Origin of the sequence: Streptomyces sp. NPDC086777, assembly GCF_040702065.1 — a bacterium.
In the GTDB taxonomy this organism is placed as follows: domain Bacteria; phylum Actinomycetota; class Actinomycetes; order Streptomycetales; family Streptomycetaceae; genus Streptomyces.
In genome coordinates this window covers 57,331-74,099 of record NZ_JBFBJI010000029.1, presented here as the reverse complement: position 1 = coordinate 74,099, position 16,769 = coordinate 57,331, and the positions used below count along the sequence as shown (strand labels likewise).

The following is a 16,769-nucleotide window of genomic DNA, read 5'->3' as shown; positions in this document are numbered from 1 at the left end:
CGGGCCGGAATCAGGCCGCCACCGGTCCTGGTTACCGTGGCCGACGGGGTCCGTGGACGGGTCCGTCACCTCCCCGGCGGGGTCCGATCCCTTCCCGGCGGGGTTCGTCCCCTCCCCGATGAACAGGCGCACGCTCGTTCCCGTACGAACATACGAAGCCCGGAGCTGAGTCGTACCGTGGAATTTGGGAGCCGTGCTTCCCGTTAGCATGGACATCCGCACCGATCAAGGCCATTTGGGGAAGGTGTCATGACCACCAACGTCGACGGAGTGCCCGACAAATTCGCCACCCTCGGGCTGACCTACGACGACGTGCTGCTGCTGCCGGGAGCCTCCGAGGTCCTCCCGAACGCGGTCGACACCTCGTCCCGCATCTCACGCAACGTCCGGGTCAACATCCCGCTGCTCTCCGCGGCGATGGACAAGGTGACCGAGTCCCGCATGGCGATCGCGATGGCCCGGCTCGGCGGCGTCGGCGTGCTGCACCGCAACCTCTCCGTCGAGGACCAGGTCAACCAGGTCGACCTGGTGAAGCGGTCCGAGTCCGGCATGGTCACCGACCCGATCACGGTGCACCCGGACGCGACCCTCGCCGAGGCCGACGCGCTGTGCGCGAAGTTCCGGATCAGCGGCGTCCCGGTCACCGACCCCGACCGCCGGCTGCTCGGCATCGTCACCAACCGCGACATGGCCTTCGAGAGCGACCGCTCGCGCCGCGTCCACGAGGTCATGACGCCGATGCCGCTGGTCACCGGCAGGGTCGGCATCTCCGGCACCGAGGCCATGCAGCTGCTGCGCAAGCACAAGATCGAGAAGCTGCCGCTCGTCGACGACCACGGCGTCCTCAAGGGCCTGATCACGGTCAAGGACTTCGTCAAGGCCGAGAAGTACCCCAACGCGGCCAAGGACTCCGAAGGCCGCCTGCTCGTCGGCGCGGCCGTCGGTGCGAGCCCCGAGGCGCTCGAACGGGCCCAGGCGCTCGCCGAGGCCGGCGTGGACTTCCTGGTCGTCGACACCTCGCACGGCCACAACAGCAACGCCCTCAGCTGGATGGCGAAGATCAAGTCCAGCGTGGACGTCGACGTGGTCGGCGGCAACGTCGCCACCCGCGACGGCGCGCAGGCGCTGATCGACGCCGGCGTCGACGGCATCAAGGTCGGCGTGGGCCCCGGCTCGATCTGCACCACCCGCGTGGTCGCCGGCATCGGCGTCCCGCAGGTCACCGCGATCTACGAGGCGTCGCTCGCGGCCCGCGCGGCCGGCGTCCCGCTGATCGGCGACGGCGGCCTGCAGTACTCCGGCGACATCGGCAAGGCGCTCGCGGCCGGCGCCGACACGGTGATGCTGGGCTCCCTCCTCGCGGGCTGTGAGGAGTCCCCGGGCGAGCTGCTCTTCATCAACGGCAAGCAGTTCAAGTCGTACCGCGGCATGGGCTCGCTCGGCGCCATGCAGTCGCGCGGCCAGGGCCGGTCGTACTCGAAGGACCGCTACTTCCAGGCCGAGGTCTCCTCCGACGACAAGCTCGTCCCCGAGGGCGTCGAGGGCCAGGTGCCCTACCGCGGCCCGCTGGCCAACGTGCTGCACCAGCTCGTCGGCGGGCTCCGCCAGACCATGGGCTACGTGGGCGCGGCCACCGTCGACGAGATGGAGTCCAAGGGCCGCTTCGTGCGGATCACCGCGGCGGGCCTCAAGGAGAGCCACCCGCACGACATCCAGATGACGGTCGAGGCGCCGAACTACAGCCGCAAGTAGTCGCCCGAGCTTCTTCAGGGCCTTTCCAGGGCGGTCCCGGGCGCACCGGGGCCGCCCTTGCCGTACCCGTCGGCGATACTGGAAGACGCTGAAACGAAGAGGGAAAGGCCACAGACGTGACTGAGATCGAGATCGGGCGCGGCAAGCGCGGCCGCCGGGCGTACGCCTTCGACGACATCGCCGTCGTCCCCAGCCGCCGTACGCGGGACCCGAAGGAGGTCTCGATCGCCTGGCAGATCGACGCCTACCGCTTCGAGCTGCCGTTCCTGGCCGCCCCCATGGACTCGGTCGTCTCGCCGGCCACCGCGATCCGCATCGGTGAGCTCGGCGGCCTGGGCGTGCTCAACCTCGAAGGCCTCTGGACGCGTCACGAGGACCCGCAGCCGCTGCTCGACGAGATCATCGGGCTGGACGCCGACACCGCCACCCGCCGCCTCCAGGAGATCTACGCGGCCCCCATCAAGGAGGAGCTGATCGGCGCGCGCATCAAGGAGGTGCGCGACTCCGGTGTGGTCACGGCGGCGGCGCTCTCCCCGCAGCGCACCGCGCAGTTCTCCAAGGCGGTCGTCGACGCCGGCGTCGACATCTTCGTCATCCGCGGTACGACGGTCTCCGCGGAGCACGTCTCCTCCTCGCACGAGCCGCTGAACCTGAAGCAGTTCATCTACGAGCTCGACGTACCGGTGATCGTCGGCGGGTGCGCCACGTACACGGCGGCCCTGCACCTGATGCGCACCGGCGCGGCCGGTGTCCTGGTCGGCTTCGGCGGCGGCGCCGCCCACACCACGCGCAACGTGCTCGGCATCCAGGTCCCGATGGCCACCGCCGTCGCGGACGTGGCCGCCGCCCGCCGCGACTACATGGACGAGTCCGGCGGCCGCTACGTGCACGTGATCGCCGACGGCGGTGTCGGCTGGTCCGGCGACCTGGCCAAGGCGATCGCCTGCGGCGCCGACTCGGTGATGATGGGCTCCCCGCTGGCCCGCGCGACGGACGCGCCCGGCCAGGGCCACCACTGGGGCATGGAGGCCGTCAACGAGGAGCTCCCGCGCGGCAAGAAGGTCGACCTCGGCACGGTCGGCACCCTCGAGGAGATCCTCACCGGCCCGTCCCACACCCCCGACGGCTCGATGAACCTCTTCGGCGCCCTGCGCCGCGCCATGGCCACCACCGGCTACAGCGAGCTGAAGGAGTTCCAGCGCGTCGAGGTGACGGTGGCGGACTCGCAGCACAAGCGGTAGGCCGCGGCCGCCGTGCGGCGGCCGGAGGGCCGGTCACCCGGTGGGTGGCCGGCCCTCCGCATGCCCGGGTGCGCCGGCGCCTTCGCATGCCCGGGTGAGTCGGCCCACGAGCCGCCTGCCGCGGGCGCCGGGTCCGCTCATAGGCGGTGGGCCGCCCCTGTCGGGGGCGCTCAGAGCCGGTGTGCCGCCCCCGTCGGGGTCGCCCCGCGCGTGTCCAGCAGCAACTGGGCCTTCACCGAAAGGCCTTGCAGGTCGTACGTGCGGTGCTGCTGGACCAGGATCGTCAGGTCGGCGTCGGCGGCGGCCTCGTAGAGGGAGTCCGCGCGCGGCACCGGGCGGTCCAGGACGTTCCAGGACGCGACGTGCGGGTCGTGGTAGCTGACCGACGCACCCAGCTCCATGAAGCGGATCGCGATCTCCTGGGCGGGGCTGTTCTGCTGGTCGGCGAGGTCGGCCTTGTAGGTGACCCCGAGCAGCAGCACGCGCGCGCCGCGTGCCGACTTGCCGTGCTCGTTGAGGAGGGCGGCGGCGCGCTGCACGACGTACCCCGGCATCCGGCTGTTGACCTGCTGGGCCAGCTCCACCATGCGCAGGCCGCGGCCCGCGCGGTCGGACAGGTCCTGGGCGACGCCGTGGCCGCCGACCCCCGGGCCCGGGCGGAAGGTCTGGAAGCCGAACGGCTTGGTCTCCGCGCAGCGGATGACGTCCCACAGGTCGACGCCCAGGTCGTGGCAGAGGACGGCCATCTCGTTGACGAGGGCGATGTTGACGTGCCGGAAGTTGGTCTCCAGGAGCTGCACGGTCTCGGCCTCGCGCGGGCCACGCGCGCGTACCACCTTGTCGGTGAGCCGGCCGTAGAACGTGGCGGCCGACTCCGTGCACGCGGGCGTGAGGCCGCCGATGACCTTCGGGGTGTTGGCCGGCGTGAAGTCCCGGTTGCCGGGATTCACCCGACTGGGCGAGTAGGCGAGGTGGAAGTCGCGGCCCGCGCGCAGGCCCGAGCCCTTTTCCAGCAGGGGCCGCAGGAAGTCCTCCGTCGTCCCCGGATGGACGGGGGACTCCAGGATCACCGTCGTGTGCGGACGCAGTCGCGCGGCCAGGGTGCGCGCGGCGGCCTCCACCTGGCCCAGGTCGAGCCCGCCGTCGGCGCCGCGCGGGGTCGGCGCGCAGATCACGGCGGTGCGGACCCGCCCGAGCTGCGCCGGGTCCTCGGCCACCCGGAAGCCCTTCGCGAGCATCCGGCGCAGCTCGGCGGGGCTCAGCGAGCCCGCCTCGGGGCCGGTGGTGTAGCCGATCGTGGAGACGCCGGCGGCCACGGCGGCCTGGGCGAGGGGCAGGCCGTAGGGACCGAGTCCGATGACGGCGAGGTCTGCGGGCATGGCGTGGGCCGTCCTTCCCAGTAACCGAAGCGGGACAGGTGCGCAAGCCCGGTGGACAGGATGAGCGAGGCGCACGGTCAGACTAGGAGTAAATATGACCGTTATGCGGGATTGTGTTCATGTGTCTTCCGTGGGTTCGGTGGCCGTTGTCCACAGGCTGGGGGCGAGTGGTGGCTGAAGCCGGGCAGGCCGGTCAGAATTTGGGCAGGGGCCACGCCCGCCGGGGGCGCGGCCGACGCGACCGATGACCGACGACGCGTTCGGCGGCGGACGACGCGATCGGCGATGCGATCGACGACCGGGCCCACGACGTGGTCGACGACGCGATCGACGACCGGCGGCCGCCGGCGACCAGTGACCGACATCGACCTGTGACCGGCGGGTACCAGTGACCAGCAGGTGCCGGTGACCGGTGCCGATCGGTGACCCGCGGCCGGCGACGGCCGATGGCGAGCGATGGACCGATGGCGAGCGATGGCCGCATGGCGGCAGAGCGGGAGGCAGCGGTGAGGACAGCGACACTGGGGCCGGAGCAGCGAGCGGAGTCCCTGGCGGCCATGGCCGAGCGCGAGCTGGACGTGCTGGTGGTGGGTGGTGGAGTGGTCGGCGCGGGTACCGCGCTGGACGCGGTCACCCGGGGCCTGAACACCGGCATCGTGGAGGCCCGCGACTGGGCCTCCGGCACCTCCAGCAGGTCCAGCAAGCTGATCCACGGCGGCCTGCGCTACCTGGAGATGCTCGACTTCGCCCTGGTCCGCGAGGCCCTCAAGGAGCGCGGCCTGCTCCTGGAGCGCCTCGCTCCGCACCTGGTCAAGCCGGTGCCCTTCCTCTACCCGCTCCAGCACAAGGGCTGGGAGCGCCTGTACGCCGGTTCGGGTGTCGCGCTCTACGACGCGATGTCGATGGCCCGCGGCCACGGCCGGGGCCTGCCGGCCCACCGCCACCTGAGCCGCCGTCACGCCCTGCGGGTCGCGCCCGCGCTGCGCAAGGACGCCCTGGTCGGCGCCCTCCAGTACTACGACGCCCAGATGGACGACGCCCGCTATGTGGCGACCCTGGTGCGCACGGCGGTGTCGTACGGCGCGAAGGCGGCCAACCGCGCGCGCGTGACCGGGTTCCTGCGCGAGGGCGAGCGGGTCGTGGGGGCCCGGGTGCAGGACGTGGAGAGCGGCGGGGAGTACGAGATCCGCGCCCAGCAGGTCGTCAACGCGACCGGGGTGTGGACGGACGACACGCAGGCGATGGTCGGCGAGCGCGGGCAGTTCCACGTCCGCGCCTCCAAGGGCATCCACCTGGTCGTCCCCAAGGACCGCATCCACTCCACGACCGGCCTGATCCTGCGCACCGAGAAGTCGGTCCTGTTCGTCATCCCGTGGGGCCGGCACTGGATCATCGGGACGACCGACACCGACTGGGACCTGGACAAGGCCCACCCGGCCGCCTCCAGTGCCGACATCGACTACCTCCTCAACCACGTCAACTCGGTGCTCGCGGTGCCCCTGTCGCGCGACGACGTGCAGGGCGTCTACGCCGGTCTGCGCCCGCTGCTGGCCGGTGAGTCCGACGCCACCAGCAAGCTGTCGCGCGAGCACACGGTCGCGCACCCGGCGCCGGGGCTCGTGGTCGTCGCGGGCGGCAAGTACACGACGTACCGGGTGATGGCCAAGGACGCCGTCGACGAGGCGGTGCACGGACTCGACATGCGGGTCGCGGAGTGCGTCACCGAGGACATCCCGCTGCTCGGCGCCGAGGGCTACCGGGCGATGTGGAACGCCCGGGCCAGGATCGCCGCCCGCACCGGCCTGCACGTGGCCCGCGTCGAGCATCTCCTCAACCGCTACGGCTCGACGGCGGAGGAGGTCCTCGACCTCATCGCCGCCGACCCCGGCCTGGCCGAGCCGCTGTCGGCCGCCGACGACTACCTGCGCGCCGAGGTGGTCTACGCGGCCTCCCACGAGGGCGCCCGCCACCTCGACGACGTCCTGACCCGCCGCACCCGGATCTCCATCGAGACCTTCGACCGCGGCACCCGCAGCGCCCGCGAGGCCGCCGAACTGATGGCCCCGGTCCTCGGCTGGGACAAGGACCAGATCGAACGCGAGGTGGAGCACTACGAGAAGCGCGTCGAGGCCGAACGCGAATCCCAGCTCCAGCCGGACGACCAGACAGCGGACGCAGCGAGGCTGGGAGCACCGGAGATCGTGCCCCGGTAGTCCATGCCGGTCGGCCGCCGGAGAACCCTGCTCGCCGCGGCGGCGCCGAGCCGCGACGGTGGTTTCCGGCGGTGCCGGACCGTCCGTGCCGGCCGGCGCCCGGACCGCACCCGATCGAGCGACCCGGCCGTGGGATCTCCCGCCCGCTTCCGGTCGTTCTATCCATGGTGAGGGCAGAACTCGGCAGCGAGCAGTGCGGGTTCGACGTCCGGGTCTGCGATCGCCGTCGTGTTCACACGGAACGTGAGGACATGCCGGCCGTCGATCGAGGCGGCGCTCCGCACGTAGCTGCCCGCGATCCGGCCGTTGTGTCCCCACACCGTGGTCCCGCACGGCAGCTTCACAGGAAAGATCCCCAGGCCGTACGCGCCATGTGCGGCACGGGTGTCGAGCATCTCGCGCAGCCGGGGCGGGGGCAGCAGCTCGCCGTCCAGCAGCGCCGCGTAGAAGCGGTCCAGGTCGTCGAGCGTGGTCACCAGCTCACCCGCCGCGCCGGCCACGCGCGGGTCGAGCTCGGTGACGTCGGAGCCGTCGGTCGCGTAGGCGCGGCCGTGCGGGGAGGGCAGCGAGGTGCGGGCACCGGGGAAGGACGTGCCCGTGAGACGGAGGGGGGTGATGATGCGGCGCCGGACCTCGACGGCGTACGCGTGACCGGTGACCTGACGGATGACCATGCCGAGCACGACGTAGTCGGTGCTGGAGTACGCGTAGTGGCCCGGCCGGGTCGAAGGGAGGGCGAGCGCGAGGCGTACGGCCTGCAGCGGGGTGAGGGGGACGGTCCCCCGGGTGGCCGCGGTGAAGTCGGCGAGCCCGGCGGTGTGGCTGAGCAGGGCCCGGAGGGTGATCCGCCGTCCGTCGACGCCGCGTCCGCGCAGCAGTCCCGGCAGGTACCGCTCCACGGAGTCGGAGAGGGAGAGCCGGTGTTCCGCGGCCAGTTGCAGGACGACGGTGGCGATGAACGTCTTCGTGATGCTGCCGGCCCGGAAGTGGTCGGCACGGGTGATGCCCGGCCCGGCGCCCGCGTAGTGGACGTCGTCGCCGTCGCGGTCCAGGAGCGCGGCGGCCGGTGCTCCGCCTTTGATGACGAACTGTGACAGGAGGGGGTCCGTGGCCTCCGCGGAGGAGGCGGAACCGGCCATCAACGGGGCGAACAGCAGGGCAACAGAGGCCGGTATGGCCACCAGTGTCCGAAGAGACGGCATCCGGGTTCCTCCCCTCTCACGGCTCATCATCCCGCCCGCGTGACGCACTCGTCACCGGGGGTTCCGGTCGGCCGGCCCCGATGCGCGATCAGGGGGCCCCTGGGCGTCGGGCACTTGTCGGGTGAGGGACAATGGAGGCTCTGTCAGGGCGGGTTGCATGAGGGGACGCATGTCGGAGGCGGAGCGGGCGGGGACTTCTCGTCAGGAGACTCGTCAGGACAACAGTGAGCGTCTTCTCGCCGGGCGGTACCGGCTGGGGGGAGTGCTCGGCCGCGGCGGCATGGGCACGGTGTGGCGGGCCGAGGACGAGACCCTCGGCCGGACGGTGGCCGTCAAGGAGCTGCGGTTCCCGTCGAACATCGACGAGGACGAGAAGCGGCGCCTGATCACGCGCACCCTGCGCGAGGCCAAGGCGATCGCCCGGATCCGCAACAACAGCGCGGTGACGGTCTTCGACGTGGTCGACGAGGACGACCGGCCCTGGATCGTGATGGAGCTGGTCGAGGGCAAGTCGCTGGCCGAGGTCATCCGGGAGGACGGCCTGCTGGAGCCGAAGCGGGCGGCCGAGGTCGGGCTGGCGGTCCTGGACGTGCTGCGGTCGGCACACCGCGAGGGCATCCTGCACCGGGACGTGAAGCCGTCCAACGTACTGATCTCCGGGAGCGACGGCCGGGTCGTGCTCACCGACTTCGGCATCGCCCAGGTCGAGGGCGACCCGTCCATCACCTCCACCGGCATGCTCGTCGGCGCCCCCTCCTACATCTCCCCGGAGCGGGCCCGCGGTCACAAGCCCGGCCCGGCGGCCGACCTGTGGTCGCTCGGCGGCCTGCTGTACGCGGCGGTCGAGGGCGCGCCGCCCTACGACAAGGGGTCGGCGATCGCCACCCTGACGGCGGTGATGACCGAGCAGCTGGAGGAGCCCAAGAACGCGGGACCGCTGAAGGACGTCATCTACGGGCTGCTCACCAAGGATCCGGCCAAGCGGCTGGACGACGCGGGCGCGCGGGCGATGCTCAACGCGGTCATCAACGCGCCGGAGGAAGTGCCCGCGGACGCCACCCGGGTCGTACCGCTGCCTCCGCAGCCCGAGGCGCCGCAGGAGGAGAAGGGCGCCGGGGCCAAGCGGGGCGAGGAGGCCGGGGAGAAGCTGCGCGGGGCGCTGCGGTCGGTGCGGAAGGCCGCGGGGGCGGCCGGTGCCGCGGCCGCGACCCGCACGAAGGGCGCCGGCGCGGGCGCCGAGGCCGGCAAGGCCGCGGCACCCGCCGCTCCGGTCGTGACCGGTTCGCCCTCGGGGCCGGTCGGGGGTGCGCGTCCGGCCGCGCCCGGCGGGTCCGGCGCCGCCGGCACCCCGGCGGGCGGCAAGCCCGCGGCGGGCAAGGCGAGTTCGGGGTGGCCCGTGATGCCGCCGCCGGATCTGGACCTGGCGCCCCGGCCCGTGCCCAAGGCGCCGCTCACCGACGTGGTGCCGAGGCGCACCCTGGTGGTCATCGCCGTGGTGGTGGTGCTCGCGGTGCTCGGAACCGTGCTCGCCGTCGTGCTGAACAGCGGCGACGGGGACAGCAAGGGGAGCGGCAGGAGCGGCGGTTCCAAGGCGGTGGCGTCCACGGGGGCGAGCGCGAGCAGCGGTTCCCGTTCGGGCTCGAAGTCCGGTTCCGGGGGTGACTCCACCAAGCAGGACACGAGCGGCGGCACACGGACGGACGGGGACGCCTCGGGGCCCGACGGCTCCGGGAGCGGTGGCTCGGACGACTCCGGCGGCGACTCGGCCTCGGCGTCGAACTCCAGTGGCAGCGACACCGATGGCGCCGGTGGCAGCGCGCCTGTGGTGACCAAGTACAACGGCGACCAGGGGTACTCGATCGGGCTGCCCAAGGGCTGGAAGTTCCAGACCAGCAGTTCCGCCGGAGACCGGTTCACCGGCCCTGACGGGCAGAAGCTGCTGGTCGCCTGGACGAGCACGCCCAAGGACGACCCGGTGGCGGACTGGAAGAACCAGGAGCGTTACATGGTGCGCTCCCAGTACCAGAAGATCCGCATAGCCGAGGTGGCCTACCGCGGTTGGAACACGGCCGACTGGGAGTTCACCTACATCGACGGCGGCACCGAGTACCACACGGTCGACCGGGGATTCGTCGTCAGCTCCAAGCAGGGGTACGCGCTGATGTACACCGCGAAGGCCGACGACTGGAACAGTGAGCTGCGCAAGGACACCTGGAAGACACTGACGGTGTCCTTCGAGCCCAAGTGACAAATTCGCATCCCCACAATGAGACTTGCCTCCGGCACGTATCGTGAGTGGTTGCGGACCGTACGCATCCAGGTATGCATGCAGAACGGGCCGCGAAACGAACGGATTTGACCAGCCGGGCGGCCGGGGGAGGCAACGTGGACGACTACGCGGGTCGGGTGCTCGCCGACCGCTACCGCCTGCCGCTGCCCCCCTCCGACGAGTACGAACACACCGAGACCCGGGCCTTCGACACCTACAGCGGACAGGAAGTCTTCGTCCGCCAGGTGCCGTTGCCGGAGGTCGTCGAGGCGGAGGTGCTGGACGCCGAGGGGCTGCCGGAGGGTTTCACTGCGCGTGACCGTGGCGCGCGGCGGCCGCCGACCGCGCGCACCGCGACACGCCGGCCCAGCGACCCGGTGGTGCGGCGCGCCGTGGAGGCCGCGCAGGCCGCCGCCCGGATCCCCGACCATCCCCGGCTCGACCAGGTATTCGACGTGTTCGCCGAGGGCGGTTCGCTGTGGATCGTCAGCGAGTCGGTCGCCGCCCGGCCGCTGTCGGCGGTGCTCGCGGAGCAGCCGCTGAGCCCGTACCGGGCGGCCGAGGTCGCCTCCGACGTGCTGATGGCGCTGCGGGTGCTGCACGCCCATGGCTGGGTGCACCGCAACATCACCGCCCGCACGGTCCTCGTCTGCGACGACGGCCGGGTGATGCTGACCGGCCTGGCGGCCGGGGCGGCGGAGGAGGCGCTGTGCGGGTATGACCCGGTACCGGCGCCCGAGGGTGAGAGCGAGGGCGGCGCGCCGACCGACGGCCGTCGGCCGGCCGGCGTGGCGGAAGGTTCCGCCACCCCCGGTTTCGCGTCCCGGCCGTCCGGGCCGTCCGGGCCGTCCGGGCCGTCCGGTCCGCCCGGCCTGAACGCCGCGCCCGGTACGGGCGTTTCGAGCGGTTCGGCCGGTTCGGGTGTCGTGCCCGTCGGGGGCATCGGGAGCATCGGTGGTGCGTCCGGTGGTACGGGCGGCGCGCAACAGGCGCCCGGCGCGCCGGAGACCGATCCGGAGGCCGCCCGGCGTGCCGCGATCCAGGCGCGGGCAGCCGGCGGGCTGCCGGGGGCCGGTCCGGACGAGGGGACCGGCGGCACCGGTCCGGGCGGCGCCGGTACGGGGGCCGTGGAGCGGCCGGCACTGGAGACCGGCTCGGACATCCGCGCAGCGCGGGCCGGAGCGATCGCCGCGTACCGGGCGGGGGCCAGGGCCGCCGCCCGGGTCCACGAGGCCCAGCAGAACGGGCGGGCCGCGCTGCCCGGCGCCCGGCCGTCGGCCGAGAGCGACACTCCGGCGGCCGCACCGCAGTCGCCGTACGGTCCGGGACACGCCCACGGGCCGGCCCAGCAGCCGTACGCCAACGGCGTGGCGCAACCGCCGTACGCGAACGGGCAGGCGCAGGCCCCGGGCGGGGAGCAGCGGGCCGCCGGTGCCATGCCGCCCGGCCAGATCGCGGACCCCTACGGAGTGCGCGGCGCGCCGTCGGCCTGGCACGGCGCCGCACATCGCCCCGGCACACCCCCGGCGGTGGCACCCGGCCAGGAGCGCACCGCGCTCCCGACCGCCGGACCCGGCGCGGGCGGTCTGCCGACCGGCACCGGCGCGGGCGCTCCGTTCACCGGCATCGGCACGGGCGCGCCCCGGCCGGACGCCGAACTCCCCGGCGGCCAGGGCCGGCCGCACGCCGTCGTACCCGCGCAGGCGCAGGGTGCCGGACCCGCCGCCGCCCGCTGGGGTGAGCCCGCTGCCGCCGTTCCCGGACGGCGGGGGCCCGGCACCGCGCTGGCCGCCGAGCGGGCGCGGCAGGTGCGGATGACCGTCGTGGGGCCGGTGACCGAGCGCTGGGCGCCGGAGCAGGCCGTTCCCGTGCACGAGAACTGGCAGCTGGCGGCCCCCATCGGGCCGGCCACCGACCTGTGGGCGCTCGGCGCGCTGCTGTTCCGGTCGGTCCAGGGACACGCGCCGTACCCGGAGGAGTCGACGGCCGAGCTGGTGCAGCTGGTGTGCTCGGAGCCGCCCGCGTTCGCGGAGGAGTGCGGGTCGCTCAGACCGGTCGTGGAGTCGCTGCTGCGTCAGGACCCCACCGAACGGCTGGACTTCGAGGAGCTGCGCGGCTGGCTGCGCTCGCTGGTGCGGTCCGCGCCGGAACCGGACGCCGGTGCCCATGTCGTCGCCGCGCCGCCCGCCGACCCCCGGCGGCTGCCGATCGTCCGGCGCCGCGGTGAGCTGGTGCGCAGGCGCAGGGCGGGGCTCCCGGCGACGCACGGCCGGCACAAGCGGGCCCGGGAGGAGGCCGGGTCCCCGCGCCGGCTGGGCCGCACCCTGCTTCTGCTGGTCCTGCTCCTGCTGGCCGCGGCGGTCGCGTACGCCATGCTGTTCCTGCCGAAGAAGGACACCGGGGCCGAGGGAGGTGCGGCCGCCGGCGACCGGACGGGCACGGCCGGCCAGGCGAGTCCCACGCCGGGCCACGACCGGACGCCGACGCCGACACCGACCCCCACGTCGACCCCGTCCACCGAGACGCAGACCACGGCTGGTTCGACCGGCGGCTCCACGGTCGCCGACGGGTTCACCCTGCGCGACGACCCGAACGGCTTCCGGGTCGCCGTCGCCAAGGGCTGGAGCCGTTCCCCGAAGAACGGCAGCGGCCAGGTGATCTACTCGCACGGGAAGTTCGAGCTGATCGTCGTGGCCGGGCGGGACAGCGCGGCGGCCTTCGGCAGCGACCCGATGGCCTACCAGCGGGACAAGGAACCGGAGCTGCAGCCCTACCGGGACTCCAGCTGGGCCACCGCGGGCGGGCTGCGGACCATCACGGTCGGTCAGCAGGTGTCGGCCGAGGGGCAGTTCACCTGGACGGACGGTCAGGAGGGCGACCTCTTCGTGCGCAACATGGTCTTCCTGATCGACGGGAGGTACCACATCGTGCAGGTGCGCGGTCCGGAGGCCGACCGGGACGAGGTCACCACGCTGTTCGAGCAGGCGTCGACGACGTACCGGTACACGGGCTGAGAGGCGGCCGCGGCCGCAGACGTACAAAGGGGCGTACCGGGCGGAAGTCAACGCATCCCCGGGGCGGTTGGTTCCCGTTCCGGTGCGGGGATTTCGTTCACATCGGGTGGCGGAAGCGAGAACCGTCACAGTGCTGTCTCCGTGGGACCCCCCTTGTTCCCTGACCGGGGAGCGGTCCTTAGTCTGACCCTGACAAGAGCATTGCGGGGCAACGTGAATCAGATGCAGGGCCTGCTCATCGCGGGCCGCTACCGGCTGGCCGACATCATCGGCAGCGGCGGCATGGGCCGGGTGTGGCGCGCCCATGACGAAGTGCTGCACCGGGCTGTCGCCATCAAGGAGTTGACGGCCGCGCTCTACGTCTCCGAGGGCGACCAGGCCGTCCTGCTGGCCCGCACCCGGGCGGAGGCCCGGGCCGCGGCGCGCATCAACCACTCCGCCGTCGTCACCGTCCACGACGTACTCGAACACGACGGCCGCCCGTGGATCGTCATGGAGCTGGTCGAGGGCCACTCCCTGGCCGACGCGGTCAAGGAACAGGGGCGCATCGAGCCGCGGGAGGCCGCGCGGATCGGGCTGTGGGTGCTGCGCGCGCTGCGCGCCGCGCACAGCGCCGGGGTGCTGCACCGGGACGTCAAGCCGGGCAACGTCCTGATCGGCCGGGACGGCCGGGTCCTCCTCACCGACTTCGGCATCGCCCAGATCGAGGGCGACACGACGATCACCCGTACCGGGGAAGTGGTCGGATCCGTCGACTACCTCGCGCCGGAGCGCGTGCGCGGGCACGACCCGGGGCCGTCCTCCGACCTGTGGGCGCTGGGCGCGACGCTGTACACGGCGGTGGAGGGGCGCTCGCCGTTCCGCCGCACCTCGCCGCTGACCACCATGCAGGCGGTCGTCGAGGACGAGGCCGCCGAGCCGCAGGCGGCGGGCCCGCTGGAACCGGTCATCACGGCCCTGCTGCGCAAGGAACCGGCCGAGCGGCCGAGCCCCGAGGAGGCCGAGCAGATGCTCGCCGAGGCGGCGGAGGGCCGGCGGCCGAGCGGGGCACAGGCGTACGTGCCGACCCGGTCGCAGCTCCGCGGCGGCGGTGGCGCCGGGACGCGCCGGGACTCCGGCGCCGGTCAGGAGGGTTTCCCGGAGGGAGCGCCGTACGAGGGCTCGTACGGCAGCAGCTCCTACCCGAACTCCTACGCCGGTTCGCTCGGCGGCTCCTACGAGGGGCAGCGTCCCTCCGGTGGTGCCACGAACACCCCGACGACCATCGGCCCGCCCTCCGCGCCCGGCCCCGCCCGGCCCGGACGGCGCCGGCTGCGGACCCTCGCGCTCGTCGTCGCCCTGGCCGCGCTGCTCGGCGGCGGGGCGGCCGTGGCGCTGCAGAAGTGGGGCTCCGGACAGCAGGACGACGGCAGCGGCAGCGTGGCCTCGCCGGCCACCTCCGGCGCGTCCTCCCCGAGCGGCGCGAGCGCGGCTCCGGGCGGGGCCGTTCCCACCGACTGGCACACCGTGCACGACCCGTTCGGCTTCAGCCTCTCCCTGCCCGAGGGCTGGACGCGCAAGGTCTACGCCGTCGGCGGCGACGTCGACCCCGACCTCAGGCAGGTCGACTACTCGCCCGACGGCGGCAAGCACTTCGTGCGCATCGCCATGGACAGCTCGCCCGACTTCTCCAGCGCACTCGCGCACCAGCAGGACCTGGAGCAGCAGCTGCACAAGCTGGTCGACTACAACCGCGTGACCATGAAGCAGAACCTGTACCGGGACCGGGACGGGTCGGTGTGGGAGTACACCTGGACGGCGCTGGCCAAGGACGGGGCGAACACGGCCGGGCCCCGGCAGGCGATCGAGGAGACGTACTACTCACGGGCGGGCGTCGAGTACGCGATCTACGTGTCGTCGCCGGCGAAGGACTGGGCGACGGCCGCCAAGCAGTTCAAGTGGATCCTGCAGAGCTGGCAGGAGCCCGGGTCGTCCGGGTGACGCGCCCGCGCGCCGCCGAAAGCCCCGGAAAGCCGCGTTCCGGTCAGGTGGCTTGGCTTGTCACCGTCCGGAAGGTTCGGGTCCGGTGCGGCATCATGGGGCCATGGGGACCGACGGGGACGCCGTCCGTCTGATCGCGGGGCGTTATCGCCTGCAGGCGCGGCTCGGGCGGGGCGGGATGGGTGTCGTATGGCGCGCGGCCGACCAGTTACTGGGACGGCAGGTCGCCGTCAAGGAGCTCACGGTCGACGACTCCCTCCCGGACGACGACGCCCGGCTGCGCCGTGACCGCACCCTGCGCGAGGCGCAGGCCGTCGCCCAGCTGCACCACCCGCACATCGTCGTCGTGCACGACGTCGTCGAGGACGGCGGACGGCCCTACATCGTCATGGAGTTGATCGAGGGCGGTTCGCTCGCCGACCGGATCTCGCGGAGCGGGCCGGTGGACGTGGGCGAGGCCGCGCGGATCGGGATCGCGCTGCTGAGCGCGGTACGGGCGGCGCACGGAGCGGGGGTGCTGCACCGGGACATCAAGCCCGCCAACGTCCTCGTGGAGGCCGCCACCGGGCGTGTCGTGCTCACCGACTTCGGGATCGCCCAGGTCGCGGGCGCCACCACGCTCACCGAGACCGGGTCCTTCGTCGGCTCGCCCGAGTACACCGCGCCCGAGCGGATGTCGGGCGGCCGGTCAGGACCGGCGTCCGACCTGTGGTCGCTGGGGGCGCTGCTGTGCGCGGCGCTCAGCGGCGAGTCGCCGTTCCGGCGTGACTCGCTCGGCGGGATCCTGCACGCCGTGGTCTCCGACGAGATCCGGCCACCGGCCCAGGCCGAGCCGCTGCTGCCGGTCGTACGGGGGCTGCTTGAGCGGGATCCCGAGCGCCGGCTGGGCGCGGCGGAGGCCGAGCTGATGCTGCGCGGGTTCCTGGAGACGGGGGCCGTGACGGACGCCGGTGACGCGGCGCGGAGCGCGGGCGTCGCCTCGTACACGCCGACCCAGCGGGACGTTCCGTGGCCGCCGCCTCCGGAACCCGCCGTGCCGCCCCGGCCCTCCACCCGCGGGATGCTGGTCGCCGCGCTGCTGGTCGCCGCGATGGCGGGGGCGGGCGTGTCGGCGGCCACGCTGCTGTTCCACGGCGACGGGGGCGGCACCGCCCCGGGCCCCGGGGGGACGACGGCCGCCTCCGCCTCCCACCGGGCACCCCCCTCGCCGACGGCCGGCACGCCGTCCCCGGCCACGACCGCCCCGCCGCCCACCGCCCCGTCCCGGACCGCGCCCTCCGGCTACCGCCTCGCACGGGACCCGGCAGGCTTCACCCTCGCCGTCCCCGAGGGCTTCACCCGTGACCCGCAGGGCGAGCGTGTCTTCTACATGTCGGCGGGGCAGACCTTCCGGCTCGGCATCAGGCTCTCCGAGACGCAGACCGGCGGACCGGGCGGGGTGCTGCGGCGCGCGGCGGCCGAGGGGCCGAGCACGAACCCCGGCTATCACGACGGCCGGGTCACCGACACCACCCGCTCCGGACACCCCGCCGCCTTCTGGGAGTTCACCTGGAAGGGCTTCAGCGCGGCGGAGGGCCCCCGGCACACCTACGACCTCTGCTGGGAGGAGGACGGCCGGCTCTACGACGTGTGGGTGTCGGCGCCGGTCGGGAAGGTGCGGGAGGCACGGGAGTACTTCGACGTCGCCGTCGACACGTTCACGGCCACCTGAGGCAGGGC

9 protein-coding genes are annotated in these 16,769 nt (G+C 73.3%); 7 read left to right on the top strand and 2 right to left on the bottom strand.

Annotated features, from left to right (window positions below):
- Positions 1–249: 249 nt before the first annotated feature.
- Entirely contained in the window at positions 250–1,752 is a 1,503-nt protein-coding gene (gene guaB / locus AB0472_RS33005; protein WP_366361905.1) for an IMP dehydrogenase, read from the top strand.
- A gap of 116 nt (positions 1,753–1,868) precedes the next feature.
- On the top strand, positions 1,869–2,993 hold the full coding sequence (locus AB0472_RS33000) for a GuaB3 family IMP dehydrogenase-related protein (RefSeq protein ID WP_366361903.1): 1,125 nt from the start codon (positions 1,869–1,871) through the stop codon (positions 2,991–2,993).
- Positions 2,994–3,163: 170 nt separating this feature from the next.
- Here the strand turns inward: AB0472_RS33000 and AB0472_RS32995 are convergent, their stop codons facing one another.
- Complete coding sequence (locus AB0472_RS32995) at positions 3,164–4,372, bottom strand: nucleotide sugar dehydrogenase (protein ID WP_366361901.1); 1,209 nt, start codon at positions 4,370–4,372, stop codon at positions 3,164–3,166.
- A 506-nt stretch (positions 4,373–4,878) separates the two neighbouring features.
- On the opposite strand from AB0472_RS32995, the gene AB0472_RS32990 reads away from it, so the two are divergent.
- Positions 4,879–6,585, top strand: a complete 1,707-nt coding sequence (locus tag AB0472_RS32990; protein WP_366361899.1) for a glycerol-3-phosphate dehydrogenase/oxidase — start codon at positions 4,879–4,881, stop codon at positions 6,583–6,585.
- Positions 6,586–6,743: 158 nt separating this feature from the next.
- Here the strand turns inward: AB0472_RS32990 and AB0472_RS32985 are convergent, their stop codons facing one another.
- Positions 6,744–7,787: a serine hydrolase domain-containing protein gene (locus AB0472_RS32985; RefSeq protein WP_366361897.1), complete on the bottom strand. Its 1,044-nt coding sequence runs from the start codon at positions 7,785–7,787 to the stop codon at positions 6,744–6,746.
- 169 nt (positions 7,788–7,956) lie between these two features.
- Between AB0472_RS32985 and AB0472_RS32980 the strand changes: the two genes are divergently transcribed.
- The 4 genes from AB0472_RS32980 to AB0472_RS32965 all read left to right on the top strand — a co-directional run bounded on the left by AB0472_RS32980 (position 7,957) and on the right by AB0472_RS32965 (position 16,761).
- Complete coding sequence (locus tag AB0472_RS32980) at positions 7,957–10,035, top strand: serine/threonine-protein kinase (protein WP_366361961.1); 2,079 nt, start codon at positions 7,957–7,959, stop codon at positions 10,033–10,035.
- Positions 10,036–10,172: 137 nt separating this feature from the next.
- Positions 10,173–13,070, top strand: a complete 2,898-nt coding sequence (locus AB0472_RS32975; protein ID WP_366361895.1) for a protein kinase — start codon at positions 10,173–10,175, stop codon at positions 13,068–13,070.
- A 222-nt stretch (positions 13,071–13,292) separates the two neighbouring features.
- A complete protein-coding gene (locus AB0472_RS32970; protein WP_366361959.1) occupies positions 13,293–15,050 on the top strand; it encodes a serine/threonine-protein kinase in 1,758 nt (585 codons plus the stop codon).
- A gap of 103 nt (positions 15,051–15,153) precedes the next feature.
- Positions 15,154–16,761 (top strand): serine/threonine-protein kinase, encoded by a 1,608-nt coding sequence (locus tag AB0472_RS32965; RefSeq protein WP_366361893.1) that lies wholly within the window; start codon positions 15,154–15,156, stop codon positions 16,759–16,761.
- Positions 16,762–16,769: the final 8 nt, after the last annotated feature.

Bases quoted from the DNA above. Each gene is read 5' to 3' on its own strand.
- guaB (WP_366361905.1), top strand. From the start codon at position 250: ATGACCACCAACGTCGACGGAGTGCCCGACAAATTCGCCACCCTCGGG.
- AB0472_RS32995 (WP_366361901.1), bottom strand. From the start codon at position 4,372: ATGCCCGCAGACCTCGCCGTCATCGGACTCGGTCCCTACGGCCTGCCC.
- AB0472_RS32985 (WP_366361897.1), bottom strand. From the start codon at position 7,787: ATGCCGTCTCTTCGGACACTGGTGGCCATACCGGCCTCTGTTGCCCTG.
- AB0472_RS32980 (WP_366361961.1), top strand. From the start codon at position 7,957: ATGTCGGAGGCGGAGCGGGCGGGGACTTCTCGTCAGGAGACTCGTCAG.
- AB0472_RS32970 (WP_366361959.1), top strand. From the start codon at position 13,293: ATGCAGGGCCTGCTCATCGCGGGCCGCTACCGGCTGGCCGACATCATC.
- AB0472_RS32965 (WP_366361893.1), top strand. From the start codon at position 15,154: ATGGGGACCGACGGGGACGCCGTCCGTCTGATCGCGGGGCGTTATCGC.